We start from the raw sequence: 14,938 nt of genomic DNA on the forward strand, positions 1-14,938 counted from the left end.
TAATTATGGAAACAACTGCTGTATTGCGCGGCGTCAGGCTATCGGAGCAGAAGGGGCGGCTCGTGGCGGATCAGATCCGTGGATTGCCGGTTGACAGAGCGCTCAATCTGCTTGCCTTCAGCCCCAAAAAAGGCGCGGTCATCATTCGGAAGCTGCTCGAATCGGCCATCGCCAATGCCGAGCACAATGATGGAGCGGATATAGACGAATTAAAGGTGTCGACGATATATGTCGATCGTGGACCGTCAATGATGCGTACCAGTGCGCGTGCCAAAGGCCGTGGCAATCGCATCGTCAAGCCAACCTGTCATATTCTTCTTACTGTTGGCGACAAAGCCGGCAACAAAAAATAAGGACATACCGGACATTATGGGACAAAAAATAAATCCGACAGGTTTCAGGCTTTCAGTACTGAAAAACTGGTCGTCAAAGTGGTACGCCAATGGGAAAAACTTCCCGGGAATGCTGAACGAAGACATAAAGGTCCGGGAGTACCTGAAAAAGAAACTGGCGCACGCATCGGTGGGCCGGGTGGTTATCGAGCGGCCCTCGAAGAACGCGCGCATCACCATTTACAGTTCCCGTCCAGGCGTGGTGATCGGCAAGAAAGGCGAGGACATAGAAGTTCTGCGTGGGGCGTTGCAGAAGCTCATGGGCGTCCCGGTACATGTAAACATCGAGGAAATCCGCAAACCTGAAATTGATGCGCAACTGATCGCGGACAATATTGCGCAGCAGCTGGAAAAACGTATCATGTTTCGTCGCGCCATGAAGCGCGCAATGCAGAATGCAATGCGGCTCGGTGCGCAGGGCATCAAAATCATGAGTGCTGGCCGCCTGAACGGCATTGAAATCGCGCGTACCGAGTGGTATCGGGAAGGCCGCGTGCCACTTCACACTTTGCGTGCTGACCTTGATTATGGTACTTCCGAAGCCAAGACTACCTACGGTGTAATTGGAATTAAAGTATGGGTATTCAAGGGTGAAGTACTAGGTCGAAATGAGCAGACAGGGGCGCCAGCATCAGCAACGCAAGTACCAGCCCCCGCAGGTGAGCCCGAAGGCCGGCGTCCAGCCAGAAAAGCACCTGGAAGAGCCGATAGCAGGACTGAAGCGAAAGCCAGAAGGCCGGACAGCGCGGTCGAGGACACCTCCCTCAAACCTGCAACGACAAAGACAGTAAAGCCAGGAGCTAAAGATGCAGCAACCAGCTAGAACCAAGTACCGCAAACAGCAAAAAGGGCGCAATACCGGTGTTGCCACTCGTGGCGCCAAGGTCAGCTTTGGCGAGTATGGGCTCAAGGCGATTGGTCGCGGCCGGTTAACAGCCCGGCAGATCGAGGCCGCGCGGCGTGCCATGACGCGGCATATAAAGCGCGGTGGCCGCATCTGGATTCGTATTTTTCCGGATAAACCGATTTCCCATAAGCCGGCAGAGGTACGGATGGGCAATGGCAAGGGAAATCCTGAATACTTCGTTGCGGAAATTCAGCCGGGCAAGATGCTGTACGAAATGGACGGGGTCGATGAAGTGCTGGCAAGGCAAGCGTTTCGCCTGGCGGCTGCTAAGCTGCCGATCCTGACTACGTTTGTTGTAAGACAAGTAGGCGGTTAATCATGAAATCGAAAGTCAAAGACTTGAAGACCAGGAATCCTGTGGAGCTGCAGCAGGAGCTACTGGAACTTTTGAGAGCGCAGTTTGGCCTGCGCATGCAGCATACAACCCAGCAGTTGGGCAATACTACTCAATTACGTAATGTGCGCCGCGATATCGCCCGCGTGAAAACCATTCTCAGCCAGAAGGCAAAGCAGTCATGAGCGAATCCAAGTTGAGTACCCTTAGCGGAAAGGTGGTGAGTGACAAAATGGATAAAACCATTACCGTTCTGGTTGAGCGAAAGGTCAAGCACCCGCTGTACGGCAAGATTATGGTTCGGTCAAAAAAGTACCATGTCCATGACGAAAATAATGAATTTCATCCGGGCGACAGGGTGGTAATTGAAGAATGCCGGCCTCTGTCTAAAACGAAAGCCTGGCGCGTCGTCAAGTTAATGGAGAAGGAAAGTCAGATTAGCTGATCAGTTCCAAGACGGACGTTTGGGAATTACCGTTCCGCCTTGCATTTCTGATAGGGTTGCCTTATAATTCGGCCTCTTCATTTTTCAGATGTTTAATTTTTGCAGCCTTTAGTATTCTGGCGGCATCACAACCCGGACGGGTTCCAATACTATCCACGCCTTGGCTTGGGCTGGAAAAGTTGGAGAGAGTGAGTAAATAATGATCCAAATGCAATCGATTCTGCAAGTCGCGGATAATACGGGCGCGCGTTCAATCATGTGCATCAAGGTATTGGGTGGCTCTAAACGGCGTTATGCCGGTATTGGTGATGTCATAAAGGTCAGTATCAAGGATGTTGCGCCCAGGGGACGGGTAAAAAAAGGCGAAGTATACAATGCCGTTGTGGTCCGTACCGCAAAAGGAGTGCGCCGAGCCGATGGCTCACTGATCAAGTTTGACGGCAATGCTGCGGTGCTGCTGAACGCCAAGCTGGAGCCGATAGGCACACGTATTTTTGGCCCGGTTACGCGTGAATTACGTAACGCGCGCTTCATGAAAATCGTTTCGCTTGCGCCAGAAGTTCTGTAAGCACGGGATAAGGAGCGAAATATGCGAAAAATAAAGAAGGGGGATGATGTGATCATCATCACCGGCAAGGACAAGGGTAAGCGCGGCACCGTGTTGCGCATGGTTAGCACCGATCTGGTGTTGATCGAGGGAGCCAACAAAGTCAAGAAACACCAGCGGCCGAATCCGAATAAGGGTGCGCCGGGTGGAATCGTCGAGATGGAAAATCCCATCCAGGTTTCAAATGTGGCGATTTATAACCCTATAACACAAAAAGCAGACCGGATAGGTTTTAAAACTCTTGAAGGGAAAGGCAAGGTCCGTTATTTCAAGTCGAGCGGCGAACTGCTTGATGCCTGAAAAGGTAAAGGGAAGATAAAGATATATGGCTCGTTTACAAGAATATTACCGCAGCGACGTAGTAAAAAAGCTGATGGAGCAATTCGGTTACAAATCTGTAATGGAAGTGCCGCGCATTGAGAAAATTACTCTTAACATGGGGGTGGGCGAGGCGGTCGCTGACAAGAAAATCATGGACAACGCCGTAAATGACATGCAAAAGATCGCGGGTCAGAAACCTGTGGTGACCAGGGCACGAAAATCCATCGCCACTTTCAAGGTTCGGGATGGCTATCCAGTGGGCTGTATGGTGACATTGCGTCGTATTCGTATGTACGAGTTTCTTGATCGGCTGGTAAGCGTGGCAATACCGCGTATTCGCGATTTTCGCGGCATTTCGGGCAGGGCCTTTGACGGGCGCGGCAATTATAATATGGGCGTAAAGGAGCAGATTATTTTTCCGGAAATAGAGTACGACAAGATCGACGCACTACGGGGAATGAATATCACTATTACTACCACCGCGAAAACCGACGCGGAAGCCAAGGCATTGTTGGCGGCGTTCAAATTTCCATTCAAAAACTGAGAGTAGCATGGCTAAAGTCGCTGTAATCAACCGGGACCTGAAGCGCCGCGAAACGGTGAAGAAGTATGCTGCACGGCGCGCTGAACTATTGGTCATTATTAATGACGCCAATATGAGCGATGAGGACCGTCATTCTGCCAGAATAAAGCTACAGATGTTGCCGCGCAACTCCAGTCCGGTTCGATTGCGTAATCGCTGCTCATTGACTGGCCGTCCTCGTGGCGTTTACAGCAAGTTCGGTCTGGGACGCGGCAAGCTTCGCGATATCGCCATGAGTGGAGAAATTCCCGGCATGATCAAGGCAAGCTGGTAGAGGCGAGAAGTGGACTTTGCGGGTGCGAGCAAACAAGATGTCCGGCGAGACTCAGTCATTTCAAAAGAGCAGGCCCGAGATGATCTATGTAAATTATTCAGAGATTGTGTATATGGCTATTACGGAAATCGGATTTCTAGAGGTGCCCCTAGATGAGCATGAGTGACCCCATTGCTGATATGTTGACGCGAATTCGTAATGCGCAGCGTTCGGAGAAAGCATCTGTTGTAATGCCTGCCTCCAAGCTTAAAGCAGCCATCGCACAAGTACTTAAGGATGAAGGGTACGTCGAGGATTTTGCGGTTCATGAAGCTGACGGCAAACCGGTGCTCAACATCAACCTGAAATATTACGCCGGACGTCCGGTAATCGAGAAAATCGAACGTGTAAGCCGTCCTGGATTACGAATTTACAAAGCCAGTGACAAACTCCCTAGTGTAATGAACGGTCTTGGCGTGGCGATAGTATCAACATCAAAGGGTGTAATGACCGAACGTAAAGCCCGCGCCAGTGGCGTTGGCGGTGAAGTGTTGTGCATAGTGGCCTAAGGGTATAGAAAATGTCTCGAGTGGGTAAAAATCCTGTGCCAGTTCCGGCAAACGTCGAAGTGATCCTGTCACCTTCGGAGGTGTCGGTAAAAGGACCGTTGGGCACGTTGCGGCATAATCTTGTTTCCGATATTGCTATTGAGCGCGACGGCGAAACTTTGCTGGTGAAAGCTTCCAACGACTCCAAGCAGGCAAACGCGATGTCCGGGACTACCCGCGCGCTGCTGGCCAATATGGTCAAAGGGGTAACCAGCGGTTTCGAAAAAAAATTGACCTTGGTGGGCGTGGGCTATCGCGCCCAGGCTGCAAGTGATGTTCTGAACCTGACCTTGGGATTTTCACATCCCGTCACTCATAAAATGCCCGAGGGCGTTAGGGTGGAAACGCCCACTCAAACGGAAGTCATTATCAAGGGAATGGATAAGCAGCAAGTTGGCCAGGTGGCAGCGGACATACGCGCATATCGCAAGCCGGAGCCCTATAAAGGCAAGGGCGTGCGTTACGCCGACGAAGTAATCGTCATGAAAGAAACCAAGAAAAAATAATTAGGGTAGATATGCCAAATCCAACAGAATCCCGTCTGCGCCGTGCTCGTCGAACTCGCGCGAAGATAGTCGAGTTAAAGGTGGTGCGTTTGGCGGTGCATCGCAGCAATTCTCATATTTATGCACAACTGATAGATGGCACTGGTGCCAGGGTTTTGACCAGCGCATCTACCCTGGAACCGGAGTTGCGGAAAGATCTGCCAAACGGAGGCACCATAGATGCGGCGGCGGCTGTAGGCAAAAGGGTTGCGGAGAAGGCACGAGGCCTGGGTATAGAGATAGTTGCATTTGACCGTTCAGGCTTTAAATATCATGGGCGCGTGAAGGCGTTGGCCGAAGCTGCCCGTGAGCACGGCCTCAAATTCTAAGTGAGGAAAGATAATGGCTAAGATGCAGGGACGGATGCAGGGGAAGGTACCCCAGGGTGATGATCGAGGTGACGGGCTCAAGGAAAAAATGGTAGCGATCAATCGCGTTACCAAAGTAGTCAAGGGGGGACGCATTCTTGGTTTCGCTGCCTTGACAGTGGTCGGGAACGGAGACGGTGGCGTTGGCATGGGCAAGGGAAAGTCCCGCGAAGTGCCGGTTGCGGTACAAAAAGCAATGGATGAAGCGCGTCGCAAGATGATCAAGGTAAATCTCAAGAACGGCACGCTACACCACCCGGTTATAGGAAAACATGGCGCCGCGACGGTATATATGCAACCTGCATCCGAGGGGACTGGTATTATTGCCGGCGGTCCGATGCGGGCAATATTTGAGGTGATGGGCGTGCACAACATCCTTGCGAAATGTATCGGTTCCACCAATCCATATAATGTCGTGCGTGCGACCTTGCACGGTTTGCAAACAATGAATACGCCGTCGGAGATCGCAGCGAAGCGTGGCAAGAGCGTCGAAGAAATCATGGGGCTGGCTAAATGACCATGAATGAAAAGAAAATCAAGGTTACCTTGATAAAGAGCCTGATCGGCACGAAAAGGTCACATCGAGCAACCGCGCGTGGTCTGGGACTCCGCGGGATTAACAGCAGCGTGGAGCTGGAAGATACTCCGGCGGTGCGAGGTATGATCAACAATATTTATTACCTCGTTAAAAGTGAGGCGTAGATGCGGCTGAATTCCATTAAACCTGCGGCTGGCGCCAAGCACTCCAAGCGGCGCGTGGGCCGAGGCATTGGCTCCGGGATCGGGAAGACTGCAGGGCGAGGTCACAAGGGGCAAAAATCCCGTTCGGGTGGCTTTCACAAGGTTGGCTTCGAGGGTGGCCAGATGCCCTTGCAGCGCCGTTTGCCCAAGCGCGGCTTTATTTCCCTGACTCGAAAAGACATTGCCGAAGTGCGGCTGTCAGCTCTGGCGGGACTGCCTGGTGACGCTATTGATATCCTTATATTGAAGCAGGCAGGCATTGTTCCCGGGTCAGCCATGGCGGCGAAGGTAATACTTTCGGGAAAGATCGAGCGGGCGGTAAAATTGCAGGGAATCGCGGTAACAAAAGGCGCGAAAGCCGCAATTGAAGCTGTTGGCGGTAGTGTTGAATAAGCTCAAGAGGACATATATTGGCCGCTAGCGAATCTTTGCGGGGACTTTCCGGGAAACTCGGTGACTTGAAACGCCGGTTATGGTTTCTGCTGCTCGCGTTGGTTGTCTATCGCATCGGCGCGCATGTTCCGGTGCCCGGTATTGACCCCGTCGTGCTTAAAGACTTGTTCGAGTCGCAGCAGGGAGGCATTCTTGGCATGTTCAACATGTTTTCCGGGGGCGCGCTTTCCCGCTTTTCGATTTTTGCTCTGGGGATCATGCCCTATATTTCCGCCTCGATCATCATGCAACTGGGAACCGTTGCGTTCCCGACCCTGGAGGCGCTGAAAAAGGAAGGCGAATCTGGACGCAGGAAGATTACCCAGTACACCCGATATGGCACGCTGGGATTGGCGCTCGTGCAAGGCTATGGTATTTCGATCGCGTTGCAGGCTCAGGCGGGACTGGTGATTGAACCCGGACCGATGTTCCTGTTGACGACCGTTATAACGCTCGTTACAGGAACGATATTCCTCATGTGGCTAGGGGAGCAGATTACGGAACGTGGCATAGGCAATGGCATATCGCTGATCATTTTTGCCGGCATTGCGGCCGGTCTCCCCAGTGCAATAGGGGGAACGCTCGAGCTGGTTCGAACAGGCGCGATGCATTTTCTGGTGGCGTTGGGAATCTTCGTGGCGGCGACGGCGGTAACGGCCTTTGTGGTCTTCGTGGAACGTGGCCAGCGCAAGATATTGGTAAATTATGCCAAGCGCCAGGTTGGGCGGAAGGTTTATGGCGGGCAAAGTTCCCATTTGCCGCTGAAACTGAATATGTCTGGCGTGATTCCGCCGATCTTTGCTTCCAGCATTATATTGTTTCCGGCCACGCTTGCCGGATGGTTTGCCACGGGTGAATCAATGAGCTGGCTCAAGGATATCAGCGGTGCGCTATCTCCGGGTCAGCCGATCTACGTCATCATGTATGCGGCAATGATCATATTTTTCTGCTTCTTCTATACAGCGCTGGTATTCAACCCCAGGGAGACCGCCGAAAATCTGAAAAAAAGCGGAGCATTCATCCCCGGGATCCGTCCGGGCGAGCAGACTGCACGGTATATCGAACGGATCATGTTAAGGCTTACATTGGCGGGAGCAATTTACGTAACGCTCGTGTGCTTGCTACCGGAGTTTCTGATTTTGAAATGGAATGTGCCTTTTTACTTTGGAGGAACTTCCCTGCTTATTATTGTCGTAGTGACGATGGACTTCATGGCGCAGGTACAGGCATATATCATGTCTCACCAATACGAGAGCCTATTGAAGAAAACCAACTTCAAGGGCGGTGGCGGATTGCCGGCGAGATAGTGCAACCAGGGACAGGATGACAAAGGAAGAGACGATACAGATGCAAGGCGAGATACTGGAAACGTTGCCGAACGCAACGTTCCGGGTCAAGCTGGAAAACGGGCACGTAGTTCTGGGGCATATTTCGGGTAAGATGCGGATGCATTATATTCGGATACTACCGGGCGATAAGGTAACCGTGGACTTGACGCCTTACGATTTAAGCAGAGCGCGGATTACATTTCGCGCCAAATAGTTGGAAAGGAGCATTCATGAAAGTGTTGGCCTCAGTAAAAAAAATCTGCCGTAATTGCAAAATTATCAGACGCAATCGAGTCGTGCGGGTAATTTGTACCGATCCGAGACACAAGCAGCGCCAGGGGTAATCGGATAAGCCTTGCTTTCGATGTTATAATTCAAAAATTTTCTGGGAAAACTGTATGGCCCGTATCGCTGGAGTAAATATCCCAAATCATCAGCATGCCGAAATTGCATTGACATCGATTTACGGCATCGGACGCACCCGCGCGCGTGAAATTTGTGCAGCGTCTGGAATCGGTCCATCGACGAAGATCAAAGATGTAACTGATGTTCAGATGGACATGCTGCGGGATAACGTCGCGAAGTTTGCGGTTGAAGGCGATTTGCGGCGTGAAGTATCAATGAATATTAAACGTTTGATGGATCTTGGTTGCTACCGTGGATTGCGCCACCGTCGCGGCCTGCCGGTACGGGGTCAACGAACCCGTACAAATGCCAGGACACGTAAAGGTCCCCGCAAGGCCGTTCGGGCCTCAAGCGGAAAGGCCGCAAGATAACTGTTATTCAAGCTAACCGAGCGGTAGTAAAAAGGGATAATTCGATATGGTAAAAGCAGCCACACGGGTACGCAAGAAAGTCAAGAAGAACGTGGCGGAAGGTATTGCGCATGTTCACGCCTCATTCAATAACACGATCGTGACCATTACAGACCGTCAGGGTAATGCCCTGTCGTGGGCGACCTCCGGAGGCGCCGGTTTCAAGGGATCGCGAAAGAGCACTCCCTTTGCTGCCCAGGTTGCGGCTGAGCAAGCCAGCAAGGTTGCGCAGGAATGCGGTGTAAAGAATTTGGAGGTGCGTATCAAAGGTCCCGGTCCGGGGCGTGAATCCGCAGTGCGTGCATTGAACGCAGCGGGTTTTAAAATCACCAGTATTTCGGATGTGACGCCAGTTCCACATAACGGCTGCCGTCCTCCGAAGAAACGCCGTATTTAAGGAGTAGATAGTGGCTAGAAATCTTGACCCCAAATGTCGCCAGTGTCGACGCGAGGGAGAGAAGTTGTTCCTGAAAGGCGAAAAGTGTTTCACCGACAAGTGCGCGATTGAGCGGCGCAATTATGCTCCCGGTCAACATGGTCAAAAGAGCGCGCGTCTATCCGATTATGGAGTACAGCTCCGCGAGAAGCAGAAGCTGCGCCGGATATACGGGATATTGGAGCGTCAGTTCCGCAATAACTACGAGTTGGCTGACAGGCAGCGAGGCGTGACGGGTGAGAATTTGCTTCAATTGCTGGAATGCCGCCTGGATACCGTTTCATATCGTATGGGTTTTGGCGCATCGCGTTCAGAAGCGCGCCAGATCGTACGTCATAACGCAGTCATGGTAAATGGGCGTAGAGTCAATATTCCTTCCTATCAGGTCAAGCCGGGGGATGTAATAGAGGTGACCGAAAAAGCTAAAAACCACCTGCGGATAAAAGCCGCGGTTGAAGCTGCCGAGCAGAGGACATTTCCGGAGTGGATAGAGGTGGATGTCAAAGCGATGAAAGGCACCTTCAAGGTTAAGCCGGAAAGGTCCGATTTGCCCTCGAGTATCAATGAATCATTAGTCATTGAGCTGTATTCCAAGTAATCAACTGCCAAGCTCTCCGCAAAAGGATCAGGCTATGCCAAGCAACACTTTTCTTACGCCGCGCATTATCGACGTGCAGAATATTTCCCCGCTACACGCCAAGATTACCATGGAACCGTTTGAACGCGGCTACGGGCACACTTTGGGAAACGCGTTGCGTCGGATTCTGCTATCGTCAATGCCCGGATTCGCCCCGACTGAAGTTCAGATTAGCGGGGTGGTGCATGAATATTCGGCTCTGGACGGCGTGCAGGAGGATGTTGTCGATATCCTGCTTAATCTCAAGGGCATTGTTCTGAAACTGCATAACCGTACCGAGGCTACTCTGATCCTCAAAAAGAAAGGCGAAGGGACGGTCACCGCGAGTGATATCGAAGCCGGCCACGATGTGGAGATCATCAATCCGGATCACGTAGTGGCGCACCTTACCGCAGGCGGTAAGCTGGATATGCAAATTAAGGTAGAGCTGGGGCGTGGTTATGTTCCTGGAACAGTGCGGCAACTGGCAAACGAGGCTCGTACCATCGGCAGCATTTTGCTGGATGCGTCCTTCAGTCCCGTTAGGCGTGTAAGCTATGCGGTGGAAAGCGCCCGGGTTGAACAGCGTACCGACCTGGACAAGTTGATTATGGATATTGAAACCAATGGAGTCGTCGATCCAGAGGAAGCGATTCGTTATGCGGCGAAGGTATTGGTGGAGCAGCTTTCCGTATTTGCTGACCTCAAGGGTACGCCTTTACCGGTTGAACAGCCGAAATTGCCTCAGATTGATCCGGTTTTATTGCGGCCAGTGGATGATCTTGAACTTACTGTACGTTCTGCCAATTGCCTGAAGGCGGAGAACATTTACTATATTGGTGACTTGATTCAGCGTACTGAAACCGAGCTGCTGAAAACCCCGAACCTGGGCAGGAAGTCGTTAAACGAAATCAAGGAAGTACTGGCCTCACGTGGGTTGACTCTGGGCATGAAACTGGAAAGCTGGCCGCCTTCCAATCTTGATAAAGGTAAAAAGGAAACAAGTCATGCGGCACCATAATGGATTAAGGAAACTGAATCGCACAAGCAGCCATCGGCTGGCAATGCTGCGTAATATGACGAATTCTCTATTGCGGCACGAGGTTATTAAAACTACGCTGCCGAAAGCAAAGGAGTTGCGTCGTGTAATTGAGCCAATGATAACGTTAGGCAAAAAGCCTTCGCTTGCGAATAGACGGTTAGCCTTTGATCGATTGCGCGACCGCGATATGGTCGGCAAGTTGTTTGCCGAGCTCGGTCCCCGTTATCAGTCGCGAAATGGCGGTTACTTGCGTATTCTTAAATTCGGCTTTCGAAAGGGGGATAACGCGCCCATGGCGCTGGTCGAGTTAATGGATCGTCCCGAACAGGCGGTTGCGGCTGGAGCCGGCAAAGCTGATACTTAAGTACTTGCGAATCGCGGGATTAAAAAGAGCCGGGTTAACCCGGCTTTTTTATGCCTGATAAGATTATAATCAACGTCAAGCGGTACCGGGTAATATTCCTTTTGGTTGAGATGGGGTCATTTGGATGGATTTAACAAATTGGACTGACAACGAACTTGTTTCGGTTCGCGAGAAGCTTCAATCATGGCGCGACCAACGAGAGGAGCCTACGTGGGGAAACAAGTTCTTGAACTGGACAGGGTATATGGGGGCTTTTGCATTTCTCTCCGGGCTTACCGACATTTTCTTCGGTGGACCAAATGTATCGAATGGACTCTTGATCGTACTTGGGGTTCTTGCCTGCTTTTCCTGGTATAGGGGTGAGAAGCAGCGAAAGAAAAATATAAGTTTTCTGGAAGAACTGGATCAAGAGCTTTCGCGTCGAGGTCGTAAATATAAATAAGGAGTGAACTCTGCGCCTGGACGTATGCTCCGAGATAACCAGGATTTGAATCTGAAAGAATGCGAGTTGATTTTCACTCCAAATATGCCAGATAAGGAGATTGACAAGGTTCTTCCCGATGAGGAAGACGTTGCGCTTTTTGAATCTCTCTGTCAGTTTGTATGGGTTCAGGGTGAACCGCTGCCGTTGATCTATGACGTGGAACACCCCGTTTATGCAAAGCACGGCATAGACCTTGCAGCTTTAAGACGCCTGGAGGCACTTGGCCTGGTATCGTTTGACGCAACCGGATATGTCAAAGGAAAATTCGGTAAACATACTCGCTTGTTTTATTTTCGCAAGCCGACAAAAATACAGTTCCTGCGGGAAGCAAAAAATTGCCTTGATCTCGGTCACGTCCTCCTGACCGAGAAAGGAAAAGCATTGGCGGCTGTATGCGTTGCACTGAGAAATCAGGAATTTTATGAATACGTAATTGAAAGATGGTTTCGGCAGGGGATGATTGTTTCATCCATTCTGCCAAGACGTTGAAATCTTCCTCAAAAACATGCCGACTGCGATTGCTACTTGAACTACTTGGCAAGACGCTCCCGAGCATAACGTTGCTCAGGAAATTCAAACCAGATAAGTATCAATTCCCGTTAGCAATAAATCATATTGAGCCTCCACCAGTTCCTTGATCAGCAGTGCAGGCATCCCTCCAACTACATTACCTTCCAATGCAAGCCAGCCTACTGCATCTGCAGGCCCAAGACTGACGACATAGCCTAAATCGCGATGAAAGTAGGGCTCAAGCAATTTGATTGCGCCCGAGTGCCGCAAAATATTTCTCGCCGCCAACATTCCCTTACGCACAGCGGATTGCGCTGTCATGGTATTGGAACCGGAAGAATCATAAATAGAGCAGTCGCCAGCGGTAAAGATATTCTGTAAAGGCTTCCGCTCTACCATCACCTGCCCGAAAGCATTGGCGGAACGTAGCGCGCCAGGTTTTCTACCCAGGAACAGGAATGAGATCGCGGAAGGCAAGCTGAACTGAGCGTGCGTTTCACCTTCTTCCAACAGGATATTACCTGCTTCCTGGCTCCGATAACGCGTATTAGGGTAGAAATCAATATCGAGATCAGCCATGCGTGTTTGGGCATAGGCCGAGAAACCCTCGGGAAATTGTTTAAGAACGCGGTCTTCTCCGTGAACCAACCGCAATTTGGCATCAATTTTCTGACGGCGGAGAAAATAAGCAATTTCAAAAAGAAATTGAATACCGGTGGCGCCCCCACCTATTACCGAGATCACCCGCTCGCTTTTGTTGCAGGCATCCAGGACACGGCTCAGCAGATCCGAACCCGCGGTGGTCATGAAATCTTCAAGATCAAAAATATTTTTTTGCTTCGCAATTTGGGCTATGGGTGAGCCTGACGCCATTAGAAGATAGTCAAATTCCAGAATTTCATCATTGACGGTTAGAAACTTGTCATTCTGGCACTGCCAGAGCGTGTAGTCGTCCAGCGACGGCTCGGCACGTATATGACGACAGCCAAAACGATTTTTCAGGGTAGAAAACGATATCAGGAAGTCATCCAGCGGATACCGGAAGGTTTCGTGTAAATGCGTGATCTTGAGGTGATGTGATCTTGGATCGACTATCGTGATGCGGGCTTCCGGCATGTGGCGTAACAGCGTTACCAATGCCGCGACGCCCGCGTAACCGCCACCCACGATAACGATTTTGAGTTGCTTATGTCTGGGTAGGTAAAATGGCAGAAAGGGCACGTTTTCTCCTTCGTAATACAGGTTGAATCTGGCATCCCGCCGATCATAAGTATCCCTTTAGAGATCTCAGTAGAGGCTTCTTCGCTCGTCAGGCTTCTGGTGGCAATATGACGCTTCCCGCCCTCATCTTAACTGGATTAGTAATGGGGGAGCAGCGTAGCATGAATGTTTCGGATGAGCCCGCATTTTCGTACGAAGCTCGCGCTGTCAGGACGTTTTCATCACCTTTGTCCGAGGAATCATCCAGGGCTTCCAATTCTTTGTTGCCCACTTCCAGAATGAAGTGATATCGCTTTCCCTCAATTCGGCAGGTGGGTCTTGACCCAGAAAACGTATTGCGCTCGTCAATTGAGGCACCGCATCAGAAGCATTGACAGGTGCAGCGTAGTTCTGCTTGCTGAGTTTCTCACCCTGGGCGTTCACCACCACGGGAAGATGGAAATAGGATGGGGTCGGGTAATGCAGCAGCCGCTGAAGGTATATCTGGCGAGGTGTGGAGTTCAGCAGATCTTCTCCCCGTACCACATGGCTCACTCCTTGCTCGGCATCATCCACCACCACTGCTAATTGATACGCATAGATGCCGTCGGCCCGGCGCAACACGAAATCGCCACTATCATTTTCCAGGTGCTGACGAACCGGACCCTGAAACGCATCGTTAAATTCAATCAACGTGTTATCGGTTTTTAACCGCCATGCTCCTGAATACCCCTCGGAGGAGGAGCGCCCTCGGCAAGTGCCGGGATAAACGGCACCATCTATTCCTCTGTGTGCGGAATCGGCGATTTCTTTACGGCTGCAAGTGCAGCGATAAACCAGGTTCTGCCTTTCAAGTATGGCGAGCGGAGTCTGATACGCGTTGTACCGCTGGTTTTGGTAGATTACCTCGCCATCCCATTCCATTCCCAGCGCATCAAGCGTTTTCAGGATTACTCTTGAGGCGCCCGGCACTTCACGCAGGGGATCGAGATTCTCGATCCTGACCAGCCATTCCCCATGGTTCGATCTCGCCTCCAGATAGCTTCCTACCGCAGCGACAAGAGAGCCGAAGTGCAGCGGTCCAGTCGGAGATGGAGCGAAACGGCCACGATAAATTGGCCCGGCAGGTAGACTTATGGGCACCGGATTTGCGGGCGATGGTTTTCGTAAAGGCATTTCCTGCCAAATTTTACCGCTTTGTTCGATTAAAGTTGATCCTCAATCAAGACCACCAGTATATTCAAACAAGACAAATTGGTGAACTGCAATCAATGACATGATGAAATAGCGGCACGGCGAGGGCAGATAATTCTCCAAAGCGGCTGTCCCAGCTATCACTCCAAACCGTCGGAAATCGATATGACGTCTCCAGCAAGACGGACTCAATCTGGCAATTTTTCCTGCGGAATAAGTAATAGGTCAATGAGTTAAAGAAATGCGATTTTCGGGAATACCGAATAGCCCCGTAAGGTATATCTTTTGGCATGGAAATTGCTCCATCCTATGCTCTGACAAACTGCTTGACTTGGTGAATCTACAGGGATAGTCTTTACGGGGTTGTGGGTATGTAAAGTACTGGTAGGAACAATATTGGTGGTACCAGCGGT

At 51.0% G+C, this 14,938-nt stretch carries 27 protein-coding genes; 25 read left to right on the forward strand and 2 right to left on the reverse strand.

The window, feature by feature from the left end; genetic code table 11:
* Positions 1-5: 5 nt before the first annotated feature.
* The 25 genes from rplV to BMZ14_RS14175 all read left to right on the forward strand — a co-directional run bounded on the left by rplV (position 6) and on the right by BMZ14_RS14175 (position 12,110).
* Complete coding sequence (gene rplV / locus BMZ14_RS14055) at positions 6-353, forward strand: 50S ribosomal protein L22 (RefSeq protein WP_074798682.1); 348 nt, start codon at positions 6-8, stop codon at positions 351-353.
* A 16-nt stretch (positions 354-369) separates the two neighbouring features.
* The gene (gene rpsC / locus BMZ14_RS14060; RefSeq protein WP_074798684.1) at positions 370-1,215 is read left to right on the forward strand and encodes a 30S ribosomal protein S3; all 846 of its coding nucleotides are present in this window, start codon (positions 370-372) and stop codon (positions 1,213-1,215) included.
* A complete protein-coding gene (gene rplP, locus BMZ14_RS14065) occupies positions 1,199-1,615 on the forward strand; it encodes a 50S ribosomal protein L16 (RefSeq protein WP_074798686.1) in 417 nt (138 codons plus the stop codon). Before rpsC ends, rplP begins: the two co-directional genes overlap by 17 nt.
* 2 nt (positions 1,616-1,617) lie before the next feature.
* Complete coding sequence (rpmC, locus tag BMZ14_RS14070; RefSeq protein ID WP_074798687.1) at positions 1,618-1,818, forward strand: 50S ribosomal protein L29; 201 nt, start codon at positions 1,618-1,620, stop codon at positions 1,816-1,818.
* On the forward strand, positions 1,815-2,078 hold the full coding sequence (rpsQ, locus tag BMZ14_RS14075; protein WP_074798689.1) for a 30S ribosomal protein S17: 264 nt from the start codon (positions 1,815-1,817) through the stop codon (positions 2,076-2,078). The genes rpmC and rpsQ overlap by 4 nt, the downstream gene beginning before the upstream one ends.
* Before the next feature lie 199 nt (positions 2,079-2,277).
* Positions 2,278-2,646 carry a 50S ribosomal protein L14 gene (gene rplN / locus BMZ14_RS14080; RefSeq protein WP_074798690.1) on the forward strand — a complete coding sequence of 123 codons (369 nt, stop codon included), beginning with the start codon at positions 2,278-2,280 and terminating at the stop codon, positions 2,644-2,646.
* A 21-nt stretch (positions 2,647-2,667) separates the two neighbouring features.
* Positions 2,668-2,985, forward strand: coding sequence for a 50S ribosomal protein L24 (gene rplX, locus BMZ14_RS14085; protein ID WP_074798692.1), 318 nt, complete (start codon positions 2,668-2,670; stop codon positions 2,983-2,985).
* Between the two features lie 25 nt (positions 2,986-3,010).
* Positions 3,011-3,550 carry a 50S ribosomal protein L5 gene (rplE, locus tag BMZ14_RS14090; RefSeq protein WP_074798694.1) on the forward strand — a complete coding sequence of 180 codons (540 nt, stop codon included), beginning with the start codon at positions 3,011-3,013 and terminating at the stop codon, positions 3,548-3,550.
* A gap of 7 nt (positions 3,551-3,557) precedes the next feature.
* Complete coding sequence (gene rpsN, locus BMZ14_RS14095) at positions 3,558-3,863, forward strand: 30S ribosomal protein S14 (protein WP_074798696.1); 306 nt, start codon at positions 3,558-3,560, stop codon at positions 3,861-3,863.
* A 152-nt stretch (positions 3,864-4,015) separates the two neighbouring features.
* A complete protein-coding gene (rpsH, locus tag BMZ14_RS14100) occupies positions 4,016-4,411 on the forward strand; it encodes a 30S ribosomal protein S8 (RefSeq protein WP_074798697.1) in 396 nt (131 codons plus the stop codon).
* Between the two features lie 11 nt (positions 4,412-4,422).
* Positions 4,423-4,956: a 50S ribosomal protein L6 gene (gene rplF / locus BMZ14_RS14105; RefSeq protein ID WP_074798699.1), complete on the forward strand. Its 534-nt coding sequence runs from the start codon at positions 4,423-4,425 to the stop codon at positions 4,954-4,956.
* An 11-nt stretch (positions 4,957-4,967) separates the two neighbouring features.
* Complete coding sequence (gene rplR / locus BMZ14_RS14110) at positions 4,968-5,324, forward strand: 50S ribosomal protein L18 (RefSeq protein ID WP_074798701.1); 357 nt, start codon at positions 4,968-4,970, stop codon at positions 5,322-5,324.
* Positions 5,325-5,337: 13 nt separating this feature from the next.
* Positions 5,338-5,880, forward strand: coding sequence for a 30S ribosomal protein S5 (gene rpsE, locus BMZ14_RS14115; protein ID WP_305728842.1), 543 nt, complete (start codon positions 5,338-5,340; stop codon positions 5,878-5,880).
* A gap of 2 nt (positions 5,881-5,882) precedes the next feature.
* Positions 5,883-6,065: a 50S ribosomal protein L30 gene (gene rpmD / locus BMZ14_RS14120; RefSeq protein ID WP_074798703.1), complete on the forward strand. Its 183-nt coding sequence runs from the start codon at positions 5,883-5,885 to the stop codon at positions 6,063-6,065.
* Positions 6,066-6,497, forward strand: coding sequence for a 50S ribosomal protein L15 (gene rplO / locus BMZ14_RS14125; protein ID WP_074798705.1), 432 nt, complete (start codon positions 6,066-6,068; stop codon positions 6,495-6,497).
* A gap of 17 nt (positions 6,498-6,514) precedes the next feature.
* Entirely contained in the window at positions 6,515-7,843 is a 1,329-nt protein-coding gene (gene secY, locus BMZ14_RS14130) for a preprotein translocase subunit SecY (RefSeq protein WP_074798707.1), read from the forward strand.
* A 16-nt stretch (positions 7,844-7,859) separates the two neighbouring features.
* Positions 7,860-8,078, forward strand: a complete 219-nt coding sequence (gene infA, locus BMZ14_RS14135; protein ID WP_074798708.1) for a translation initiation factor IF-1 — start codon at positions 7,860-7,862, stop codon at positions 8,076-8,078.
* A gap of 16 nt (positions 8,079-8,094) precedes the next feature.
* Positions 8,095-8,208: a 50S ribosomal protein L36 gene (gene rpmJ / locus BMZ14_RS14140; RefSeq protein ID WP_074633734.1), complete on the forward strand. Its 114-nt coding sequence runs from the start codon at positions 8,095-8,097 to the stop codon at positions 8,206-8,208.
* 54 nt (positions 8,209-8,262) lie between these two features.
* On the forward strand, positions 8,263-8,640 hold the full coding sequence (rpsM, locus tag BMZ14_RS14145) for a 30S ribosomal protein S13 (protein WP_074798710.1): 378 nt from the start codon (positions 8,263-8,265) through the stop codon (positions 8,638-8,640).
* Positions 8,641-8,686: 46 nt separating this feature from the next.
* Positions 8,687-9,076, forward strand: coding sequence for a 30S ribosomal protein S11 (gene rpsK / locus BMZ14_RS14150; protein ID WP_004181016.1), 390 nt, complete (start codon positions 8,687-8,689; stop codon positions 9,074-9,076).
* Between the two features lie 10 nt (positions 9,077-9,086).
* Positions 9,087-9,713 carry a 30S ribosomal protein S4 gene (rpsD, locus tag BMZ14_RS14155; RefSeq protein WP_074798712.1) on the forward strand — a complete coding sequence of 209 codons (627 nt, stop codon included), beginning with the start codon at positions 9,087-9,089 and terminating at the stop codon, positions 9,711-9,713.
* A gap of 34 nt (positions 9,714-9,747) precedes the next feature.
* Positions 9,748-10,752, forward strand: coding sequence for a DNA-directed RNA polymerase subunit alpha (locus BMZ14_RS14160; RefSeq protein WP_074798714.1), 1,005 nt, complete (start codon positions 9,748-9,750; stop codon positions 10,750-10,752).
* Positions 10,739-11,137 carry a 50S ribosomal protein L17 gene (rplQ, locus tag BMZ14_RS14165; RefSeq protein WP_074798716.1) on the forward strand — a complete coding sequence of 133 codons (399 nt, stop codon included), beginning with the start codon at positions 10,739-10,741 and terminating at the stop codon, positions 11,135-11,137. The genes BMZ14_RS14160 and rplQ overlap by 14 nt, the downstream gene beginning before the upstream one ends.
* A gap of 124 nt (positions 11,138-11,261) precedes the next feature.
* On the forward strand, positions 11,262-11,579 hold the full coding sequence (locus BMZ14_RS14170; RefSeq protein WP_074798718.1) for a hypothetical protein: 318 nt from the start codon (positions 11,262-11,264) through the stop codon (positions 11,577-11,579).
* 84 nt (positions 11,580-11,663) lie between these two features.
* On the forward strand, positions 11,664-12,110 hold the full coding sequence (locus tag BMZ14_RS14175; protein WP_074798729.1) for a DUF2806 domain-containing protein: 447 nt from the start codon (positions 11,664-11,666) through the stop codon (positions 12,108-12,110).
* 84 nt (positions 12,111-12,194) lie between these two features.
* On the opposite strand, the gene BMZ14_RS14180 is transcribed toward BMZ14_RS14175, so the two are convergent.
* Positions 12,195-13,352, reverse strand: a complete 1,158-nt coding sequence (locus BMZ14_RS14180) for an NAD(P)/FAD-dependent oxidoreductase (RefSeq protein ID WP_074798719.1) — start codon at positions 13,350-13,352, stop codon at positions 12,195-12,197.
* A gap of 207 nt (positions 13,353-13,559) precedes the next feature.
* Positions 13,560-14,474 carry a tRNA glutamyl-Q(34) synthetase GluQRS gene (gluQRS, locus tag BMZ14_RS14185; RefSeq protein WP_256208670.1) on the reverse strand — a complete coding sequence of 305 codons (915 nt, stop codon included), beginning with the start codon at positions 14,472-14,474 and terminating at the stop codon, positions 13,560-13,562.
* Between the last annotated feature and the right edge of the window lie 464 nt (positions 14,475-14,938).

It is taken from the genome of Nitrosospira briensis (genome assembly GCF_900115125.1).
In the GTDB taxonomy this organism is placed as follows: domain Bacteria; phylum Pseudomonadota; class Gammaproteobacteria; order Burkholderiales; family Nitrosomonadaceae; genus Nitrosospira; species Nitrosospira briensis_A.